This is a genomic window from Nostocoides jenkinsii Ben 74 (genome assembly GCF_001046875.1).
Taxonomy (GTDB): domain Bacteria; phylum Actinomycetota; class Actinomycetes; order Actinomycetales; family Dermatophilaceae; genus Nostocoides_A; species Nostocoides_A jenkinsii.
Window position 1 is genome coordinate 1582292 of record NZ_HF571038.1, and the last position, 8545, is coordinate 1590836.

Here is an 8545-nt window from a genome sequence, read left to right on the forward strand (position 1 = left end):
CCACCGGCCAGGTCGGTCCGGCGACGTTCGCGCCGCGCCGGCGGTCAAGGTCCGCCGACAGCCGACGAGAAAATCATGACGGTGCCGACGAGCAGGGCGAAAAGAATCATCCCGCCGCCCCATAGCGGGGCGAGAACGAACACCCACGGCCAGTGGATCACTTCGGCGAGTTGGAGGCCCGCCAAGACGGCTGCGAGGCCGACCGAGACCGCGAACGGCCACGGGTCACTGCGGTGCCGGTCTTCCGACTTCGCGGCCGTGTAGGCCATCGAGAAGAACGCCGCGATCCCCGTCAACCAGACTGGGGCAAGAGTTGCCGTCCAGGACCAGGACAGACTGTCCGTGGCCTTCAATATCACGAAGACGGCGGCGAGCTGGATAGCGGAATACAGGGCGAGCTTGGACGCAGGCGTGAGTTTCCTTTCGAGAGTTTGGGGCTGGCTGGGGAGCGCGATCGGGCCGCTAAACTCGCCCGAAACTCGGCGGGTCAGCCTTTGACGCACAGCAAGGTGGTCAGGCGGGCGACCGGCTCAACCAGGTCGGCCTGGTAGGACATCACCGACTCGATGTCCTTGTACGCGCCGGGGAGTTCGTCGAGGATTCCGGCGTCTTTGCGGCATTCGACGCCCGCCGTCTGCGTGGCCGCGTCATCAATCGTGAACTGTCGCTTGGCCGCTCCGCGCGAGAGCCGACGGCCAGCACCGTGCGAGGCCGAGCGGTAGGCCAACTCGTAGCCGAGACCGCGAACGATGTAGGAGCCGGTGCCCATCGAGCCGGGAATGATGCCGTGAGTCCCCCGGTCGGCGTTGATCGCCCCCTTGCGGGTCACGACCAGATCGACGCCGTCATAGTTCTCTTTCGCGACGTAGTTGTGGTGGCAGGAGACTCGGTCCCAGAACTTGACACCTGGCAGTGCCGAAGCGAGCACCGATTGGACGGTCGCGAGCATGACTTCGCGGTTCAAAGCGGCATAGTCCTGTGCCCAGAACAGGTCTCGCATGTAGTTGTTCCACTCGTCGGCAACGGTGCCGTCCGGGTTGTTGCGGATGAACACGGCCAGTTCCGGGTCGGGCAGGCCAGCGTTCCATTCGAGAGTCTTGGCTTTCTCGATGTGCCGCTCGGCCAGCGACTTGCCAATGTTGCGGCTGCCGGAGTGCAGGGTCAGCCAGACCAGCCCTCGCTCGTCGGCGCAGACTTCGATGAAGTGGTTGCCGCCGCCGAGGGTGCCGCACTGCGCTATGGCGCGACCTTCCAGGGTGTTCACGCCGGGCGCGGTCAGCCGCTCGAAGGAGCCGAACAGTCGGTCTGTACGGGCGCGGAGTCTGCGGTGGTGAGGGTTAGACAGGATTGGGGCGTGACCCGAGTGAGCCGAGAATCCGACCGGTACGGCACCTTCGATTCCTTTGCGCAGCGGCCCTAGGTCGTCGGGGAGGTCGGCCAACGACAGAGACGTCTGAACCGCCGTCATGCCGCATCCGATGTCGACGCCGACGGCGGACGGCATCACGGCGTCGCGCATGGCGATGACGGAACCCACGACGGCACCCTTTCCCGCGTGAGCGTCGGGCATGATCGCGATTCCTTCGATGCCGGGGACGCGGGACATTGCCCTCACCTGATCGGCGGCGGTCGGCTCCAACTCGTGGGTGGGGAGCCACATGCGCACTGGCGCGGACGATCCGGGGAGAGACTGCGGGAACGTGGTCACGCCGATAGTGAGCGCAGTGACGCCTCGCGAGCGGCGTGGCTGGCAGTCGACGCCCACTTCGGGTCGATCTCGAACCCGATCCATCGCCTGCCGAGGTCTGCGGCGACGCGCAGGGTGGTCCCCGACCCCGCGAATGGGTCGAGGATCACGTCGCCGGGATCGGACAGTAGGCGAATCAGACGGCGAGGAATCTCGTCAGGGAACCGGGCCTCATGGTCGTTATTGGCGGCGACCGAGGGGACTTGCCACACCCCGCGAGAACCCCACTGCCCCCACTCAGCGCCATCGAGTCGGCCACGGTCGTAGCGCAGCGGTCCGGGCTTGTGGAAGAGATAGATGTACTCGAACTCGTCCACCGCGCGGTAGGAAGTGGCGTGCCAGGGGGAGTTCGTCCAAGCCGGTCCTTTCGCCCAGGCACGCCGGTCATAAAGGTAGAGGCCGCCGCCCGCCGCGGCGTCGACCACGGTGGGGCCGCACAGCCGGACCCGCGTCTGGACGGTCCTTTTCCCACCGCGAATGTTGACGCCGCGCAGACGCCGGTCGATCGTCTGCTCGGAGACGGCGAAATGCCGGGCGAGACTGGCTCGGGACGGCGGGGCGGGCGCGGCGTCGATGACTGCCTGGATGTCGGCTCGGGTGACGTTGTGTTTGCGTGCCCGCGCGTTCTCGGCGTTCACGCGAGGCAAGTCGGGGTCGGGAAAAGCCAGGATGTCGTTGATGTTGACAGCCAGGAATCCGCCGGGCACCAGTGCGGCACCGACGCCACGAAAGGTGGCGCGCAACACATCGGTCCAGGACTGCTCGGTGGCGTCGATCTCGTAGCCTTTTCCGACCAGGTAAGGCGGTGACGTGACAGCGAGAGCGACGCTGTCGGGGGCCAGACAGCCCGCGAGCAGCGCCGCGTTTCCGGGGTGGACCACGCCGTCGACCAAAGGCTTCATGTCCGTTCTTTGCCGTTGACCGAACCACGACGGCGCGGGTCGGTCAATGGCGTTGCGGCTTGACGATCTTGGCAATCAGTTCGCTAGAACACCCCAGCAGTCGCGCCAGCACGGAGTAGGACCAGGTGTCGGGGTCGTCTCGGCGCAGTTGTCGGATCAGGGCGTCTCGGTTTTCGCGGTGCCGCGCGGCAGCAGCGTCGGATTCTGCTGCCGCGCGGTGTTCGCGCCGAGCTTTGGCCGCGCGAGGGTCCACGTCACAATCCGGCGCTGAACGCGGAGATCAGCGCCGGAGTCGAGACGTCGAACCCGGCGATGTCGAGCATTCCGGGGTCGGAGGGGTCCGCGATCGAGCACTGAGTGGCGGTCATGCCGACCACCGCCATCTTCGCGTCGATCCCGCGCGACTGCCGGTAGGCCGTCAACGCCTGGTGCGGGTGGACCGCACCGGCCCAGCTTTCGTTGTCCGTGTAGACCACAAAAGTGTCGACGTCGATGCTTTCCCGCTGGGCGAAGGTCATCGGGACGGAGCAGTCGGTGCCGCCCATCGGGATGGCCTCGATCGCCTTGATCGCGTCGTCCAGCCGCTGACGCGGGCTGATCGGGACGTGAACGAACTTCTTTCCGAACCCCATGATCTGCACGTCCGGTTCGACGGCTGCCGTCGCCAACGCCATCGCAGCCGAGGCTTCCCGCGGCGTGATCGGAAGGCCCGCGATGGTGTCCCAGGTCATCGACGCGGAGACGTCGAGCGCGAGCATGGTCCGCTTTCCGGTCGGGGCCACCGACCCGAAAGAGGCGTAGAAGGCCGCGTCGAGAGCGTCGGCGATCTTCTGGTTAGGCGTCCATCGAGCCTCGCCGCGCAGCGAGTGCCCCGAAGCGTAGGTTCGCAGCGGCGCGTCTCCGCGCGGGGAGCACAAAGTCCCTTGCAGCGCACCGGGGCGACGCAACCGTCCACCGAACAACTCATGGTTCGCGTCATCGCCGACCACGATCCATCATCGCCGCGTGCTCTGCGGCCTCGACGCGGGTCGGCTGAATCACCGTCGTGACCAACTGGCCTGACGCGGTGTAGCCGAAAAACTTGACCGGGGTCGGGATGCCAGAGTTCGGCTGAGCCTGCCTGCGCCGGGAGAGCACGGCACTGTTCGGGCCGGAAGCGTTCCGCGTCAACGCCTTCACGACGTTCGTCTGGTCGAGGCGGACCATCATCCCGCCGACGCCGTGGCGACCGTGGATCAAGGTGGCGTCCGCGCTGGTATCGCCGTGCTCGGCATAGACCGCCAGTTCGCCGTGATCTCCAACCCACCACCACAAGCCGGAGCCCGAGCGAGTTCGACCGCTACGGGCGATCGCTTCGCGGACGGTTTCGGTGTCGAAAGACGTTTCGTAGTGGATCGCGTTTTCGTGCCGTGGATTTACGGCGATGCGCTTGACCTGGTCTATCGGCATCCCGCCTTCGCGCGGATTGTTGATCGCCAACTCGAAAATGTTGTCGCCAACAACAAGCGTTGGCTTCCCCATCGGATCAAAGGCGATCTGGACGGTGCTGGGCCACAGCCGCTTCGGAAGACGCAAGAAAGCGTCGACAACCGCGGCGGGAAGGTAGATGCCGTCGGCGAACGCGCGGTCGTGCCGCAGGTCCATCGTCGCGGCGAGATCGACCGTCGCAAGTTGTCGTCGGTCGGTGGCTGTCAGGTGGATCATGCCGTGCGCGGACCACCCCACTCCGACACCCGCCAGCCACGACAGGGCGTGCTTGTCCTTCTTGGATAGCCGTGCTCGGGCTGTCTCGACTGCGGCCAACGCATCAAAGAACGACACCGAATCAACCCGGATACCGACTATTCGACCGTGGTCGACGACCTCGCCTCCCTCGATTAAGGTCTCCACCCAGCGACCCTCGATGCCGTCATAAGCGATCCCGAGATAGCCGGTGTCGCCGTTGGGCGCGATCGTCACGCTCTTGTAGCCGCTCGCGATAGTCGCGTTGTCGAGAGCGCGGAAGTTGACGGACGACGCGCCGTCCACGCCATCCTTGATCGCGAACGCGACCTGAGTCATCCGCGTCCCGCCCGGCTCGTTGATCCAGATGGCGATCGTGCCCCTGCCGCCGCTGACCTTGATGCGGGCGGTCGCTGGTTGGTCACCGGCAACGCGGCTCAGGGCCGTCATCGCCCGGCGGAACTCGGCACGGGAGGCAGTGAATTGGACTCTCATGCCGTCACTGAGCGCAGTAGTGAGGGAAAACTCGCGGAGACACCCGGATCGGTTGAATGCGGGTGGTCAACTGGCTGCCTCTCGGCGTCAGGCTGGCAATCGTGACGGGGCGGCGAGTGATCGGCTCGCCGTCGCCGTTGCCGGTGCCGATGAGAGAGACGATCGCTGTCTCTCGTCGGTGCCGCGCGAGCGCTTTCAACAGCAATTTGGAGCTCAGGAAGGCGAAACAGCCGTGACCGCTCACCGACCCCTGGACGTGCGTGGTCGCCCACGGTTCGATCAGGTGGATCGCGCTGTCTTCGAGCGTCCCGACCCACAGCCTCACCATCGGCTCCCGAGCGGCGGCGTTCGAGAGGGCTGCGCGTAAGTCGGCATTCGTGGCGGCGATGGCGAGATCGGCATCGCAGACGACGTTCCACCCCGTGTCGGCCTCCATCAGCCGCAGCAATGTCGAGAACGGCAGACCGTCAGTCACATTGCTCGGCAGGTCGACCGTCAGGCCGCCCGCCGTTACGACGACGCGCTCCGGCTTCGACACGGCGAGGGCCACCGGCGCACCGCGCAGGCTGGCCGGTGTGCGCAGCAGCGCCTCAACCAGCCAGTGGGGGATATGGACGCCGCCGCGGAGCACGGGGTCGATCGCCTGTCCGGTGTCGGCCCGCATGTCCACGGACGCCATCTGCGCGCGGTCGGTCGCCAGCATGTAGAGGTATCCATTGACGGTAGAGATCAGGCCGACGCCTGCTTCCGCGACCTCGGCTCCCAGCTTGGCATGCCGTGCCGAACGACGGGCCGTCCGCACGGCGTCAAGCGCCTCGAAGAACACCTCGCCGTCCACCGTGGCAATCACGCGGTCCGGCACCGTCACGGGCGCGGAAGGCGCGCTGAGAATCGGCAGGGTGAGCACCCTACCGCGGTTGCCGTCCGGCGTGGTGGACGTGCCGGACGACATCTTGACGGAGCCCGAGAGCGGACCGTGAAGAAGGACAGTGAGAGACCCGGCCTCGGATGCCTCGACCGTCACCGTCCGCCCCATAGACGCCGACGCGATCGAACCGAGTGCCGCGAAATCGACGCACGCCTGGCCGTGGCCCGCGCCTTTGCGCACCGCGAACCGCACGCTGCGCACCATCGGATCGTTGCCGAAGGCTTGCGAAGCCCCCGCCAGTTCAAGGCTGCCGCCGGTCTCGTCCACGCGCACGACGACGCGCGCGCGCTGGCTCCAGGCTAACGATGACTGGGCAATCGCCATGATGGCGCGGCGGAACTCGGGGCGAGAAGCGGCGAAGTGGATACTCATGGCGTCATTGAGCGCAGGCGACGATCTCGGCTAGCCGATACGCCCCTGCGCGACTTGAATCCTCCCCACGGCTAAAGCCGGGGACTTCCCGCCACAGACCACGCTCCGGTGATGTTTGCGCCATCGTTGGTAGTGCTTCCGACAGAATCCTCGTGCCGTATGCTTCCCCTCGCACCCCTCGACGGAGCACCCCTGTCGGGTGCGACCACACGGACACGCAAAACGACGTTCGGCTCTGCATGTCGGAGCCATCGCTGGTAGTGCTTCTTGCAGAACCCTTTCGACCTGTGTTTGCCGTCGCACCCGTCGACGGAGCACCCTCGACTCCGCTTGCTCGTCACAGGACACCTCCTGCCGTTAGCGCTGCAACACCGGCCCGGTGAATCCGGGCGATCTCGCGGTCGGCAGCGATGGCGCGTTCCACGTCCGCCAGCGCGCGGTGAGGGATGGCACCCGGATTGATCCGACGCCCCGTGTCGCGCTCGACGGCCCGACGCAGCACGCCGATGTCGTGGACGAAATACGTCCCCAGGCGGTGCAGGCGCGGCATCTGACGGCGCAGGATCGGCATGTCGAAAACGCCGATCGCGCTGCCGGCGAACGTGACGCTGCTCGGTTCAGTGACCCCGTTCTCGGCCAGCCACGCCAGTGCGGCCTCTTCGACTTCCGGCAGTATCGGAAGGTCTCGGGTGCCGTCTGACCCGATGAGGGTCGACCACAGGCCGCTTTCTTCTTGGACTTTCAGGACAGCCGGTTGCGAAACTACGCGCGCGATATCGGAGAGGTTGACTCGCACGAGCGAGTCCCAGCGGGCGATCTCGATGCGGTCCGGGGTGGTCAAGATCAACCCGATCTCGATGATGGCGTCCCGGTCGACGTTCAGCCCGGTCGTCTCGGTGTCGACCCACAGCAGGGGAAGAGTCATCGGGTCGCTCCTGTCGCGAGGTCGGTGTGCCGGATGGCTCGCGCGGCAGTCAGCCACCCGATCGCCTGGTCCGCGTCGGCGGTCTTGTTCGGGAAGTAGCGGACCGCCGTCATGTAGAGATTCCGCGTGGCCTCCGGGTAGGTCAGCGGAGTCTGCCGAGCCAGGCGGGGATCGAGGACGGCGATCATGCCGTAGTCGGTGACGCGCCGAATCAGTCGCCCAGCGGCCTGCTCCATCTTGGTCGCGGCGTCACCGACATAGATGTGTCGATCGGCTGCCCAGCGGTCCAGCCCGAAGCGGGCTGCTGCGGAGGCGCATCGGGCGTCATCGACAACATTCGCGGGTGCCCGCAAGGCGCGGTCCACGATCACGAGCGAGCACGTCTGCCCGGCGGCGTCCAGGCCGGTCATCAACGACCGGGTGCCGACCAGGACGCTGTCGTGGTCGGCGATCCATTCGGCGGCGACACGGGCGACATCTTGGCCGTCCCATTGAGAGTGGACTGTGAAGCCGGTCTTGGCGCGCAGCGCCTCGGCGTATGCCTGTCCACCTTTCTTCGTCGCGCTCAACACCAACGCGGCCCCGCCGTTCGCGGTGACGAGCGAGATGATCTGCCCGATCGCCCACTGCTGGTGCAGGTCGACGTCAAACTTCCAGCGGTTTCCGTTCATCCGGGCGACCTTGCTCAACTCGGCTCCGTCGCGCAGTGCGGGGGAGTAGAAGGCTGACGCGGCGTAGGCGGCGGCGAAAGGTGACGGGTATTCGGTCACCGGCTGACCGATGCCGACTTCGGAGCCGAACGACGCGGGCATCGTCGCCGAGACCATTGAGACCGAGATCGGGACGTCGACCGGCGGCATGTCGTCGTCTTGCGGCTCTACGCGGTGATAGAGGTTGGCGGCGATGGCGAACGAGACGTCGACGGGGGAGACCCGCGCCGCGCCGCCGCGCCATCCGCGCACCTTCTCGGTGTCGGCGAGCAATCCCCATTCGCCCCAGCGGGCGTGTCCAGGGCCGGGAGAGATCAGGTCGTCCACGATCTCGGACAATTCACCCAGCGCCGACAGCGCGCGGCGTCGATGCATGTCCCCGACAACGGTGCCGATGTTTGGAATGACTGCTTTGGCGGCGGTGATCCACGTCGCGATCCCTGACGCCAGATCGGCGACAGGGTTGTCCTCATCGGCCATCGTCGCGGTGCCGGACTGGTCTTTGCCGCGCAACCATTCGCTGACGGTCTTGTCGACCAGCCCCGCGAGGGCATAGCCGTCATCGACAACCGCGTCGACCTCGGGGACGCGGACGGACCCGACAGAACCGAACCTGGCCCCGATTAGCCGGGCCACTCGGCTGACGGCGCGACCACTGAGCGTTTTGGCCCCCGCATTGCGCACCGCAGGCGGAAGCGCGTGCGCCTCGTCGACCACGAGGTGGTCGACGAGGCCGACACTGCG

Annotated in this window: 9 protein-coding genes; all 9 read right to left on the minus strand. The window is 66.5% G+C overall.

Translation table 11 applies throughout. The features are described from left to right. Positions 1–44: 44 nt before the first annotated feature. Positions 45–503, minus strand: coding sequence for a hypothetical protein (locus tag BN13_RS19560; RefSeq protein ID WP_048545649.1), 459 nt, complete (start codon positions 501–503; stop codon positions 45–47). After that, a complete protein-coding gene (locus BN13_RS07335; protein WP_456152385.1) occupies positions 488–1708 on the minus strand; it encodes an RtcB family protein in 1221 nt (406 codons plus the stop codon). The genes BN13_RS19560 and BN13_RS07335 overlap by 16 nt, the downstream gene beginning before the upstream one ends. Then, the gene (locus BN13_RS07340; RefSeq protein WP_048545653.1) at positions 1705–2649 is read right to left on the minus strand and encodes a DNA-methyltransferase; all 945 of its coding nucleotides are present in this window, start codon (positions 2647–2649) and stop codon (positions 1705–1707) included. Before BN13_RS07340 ends, BN13_RS07335 begins: the two co-directional genes overlap by 4 nt. A 43-nt stretch (positions 2650–2692) precedes the next feature. Then, complete coding sequence (locus BN13_RS07345; protein WP_048545655.1) at positions 2693–2902, minus strand: hypothetical protein; 210 nt, start codon at positions 2900–2902, stop codon at positions 2693–2695. Between the two features lies 1 nt (position 2903). Beyond that, complete coding sequence (locus BN13_RS07350) at positions 2904–3638, minus strand: TROVE domain-containing protein (RefSeq protein WP_053079747.1); 735 nt, start codon at positions 3636–3638, stop codon at positions 2904–2906. Further along, complete coding sequence (locus BN13_RS07355) at positions 3625–4866, minus strand: hypothetical protein (RefSeq protein WP_157038491.1); 1242 nt, start codon at positions 4864–4866, stop codon at positions 3625–3627. Before BN13_RS07355 ends, BN13_RS07350 begins: the two co-directional genes overlap by 14 nt. A gap of 4 nt (positions 4867–4870) precedes the next feature. Beyond that, positions 4871–6118, minus strand: a complete 1248-nt coding sequence (locus tag BN13_RS07360; RefSeq protein ID WP_157038492.1) for a hypothetical protein — start codon at positions 6116–6118, stop codon at positions 4871–4873. Between the two features lie 385 nt (positions 6119–6503). Continuing rightward, entirely contained in the window at positions 6504–7091 is a 588-nt protein-coding gene (locus tag BN13_RS07365; RefSeq protein ID WP_048545663.1) for an exonuclease domain-containing protein, read from the minus strand. Continuing rightward, on the minus strand, positions 7088–8545 hold a 1458-nt coding region (locus BN13_RS07370; protein ID WP_048545665.1), incomplete at its 5' end, for a helicase C-terminal domain-containing protein. The genes BN13_RS07365 and BN13_RS07370, both read right to left, overlap by 4 nt.

Bases quoted from the DNA above. Each gene is read 5' to 3' on its own strand.
- BN13_RS07365 (WP_048545663.1), bottom strand. From the start codon at position 7,091: ATGACTCTTCCCCTGCTGTGGGTCGACACCGAGACGACCGGGCTGAAC.
- BN13_RS07360 (WP_157038492.1), bottom strand. From the start codon at position 6,118: ATGGCGATTGCCCAGTCATCGTTAGCCTGGAGCCAGCGCGCGCGCGTC.
- BN13_RS07355 (WP_157038491.1), bottom strand. From the start codon at position 4,866: ATGAGAGTCCAATTCACTGCCTCCCGTGCCGAGTTCCGCCGGGCGATG.
- BN13_RS07340 (WP_048545653.1), bottom strand. From the start codon at position 2,649: ATGAAGCCTTTGGTCGACGGCGTGGTCCACCCCGGAAACGCGGCGCTG.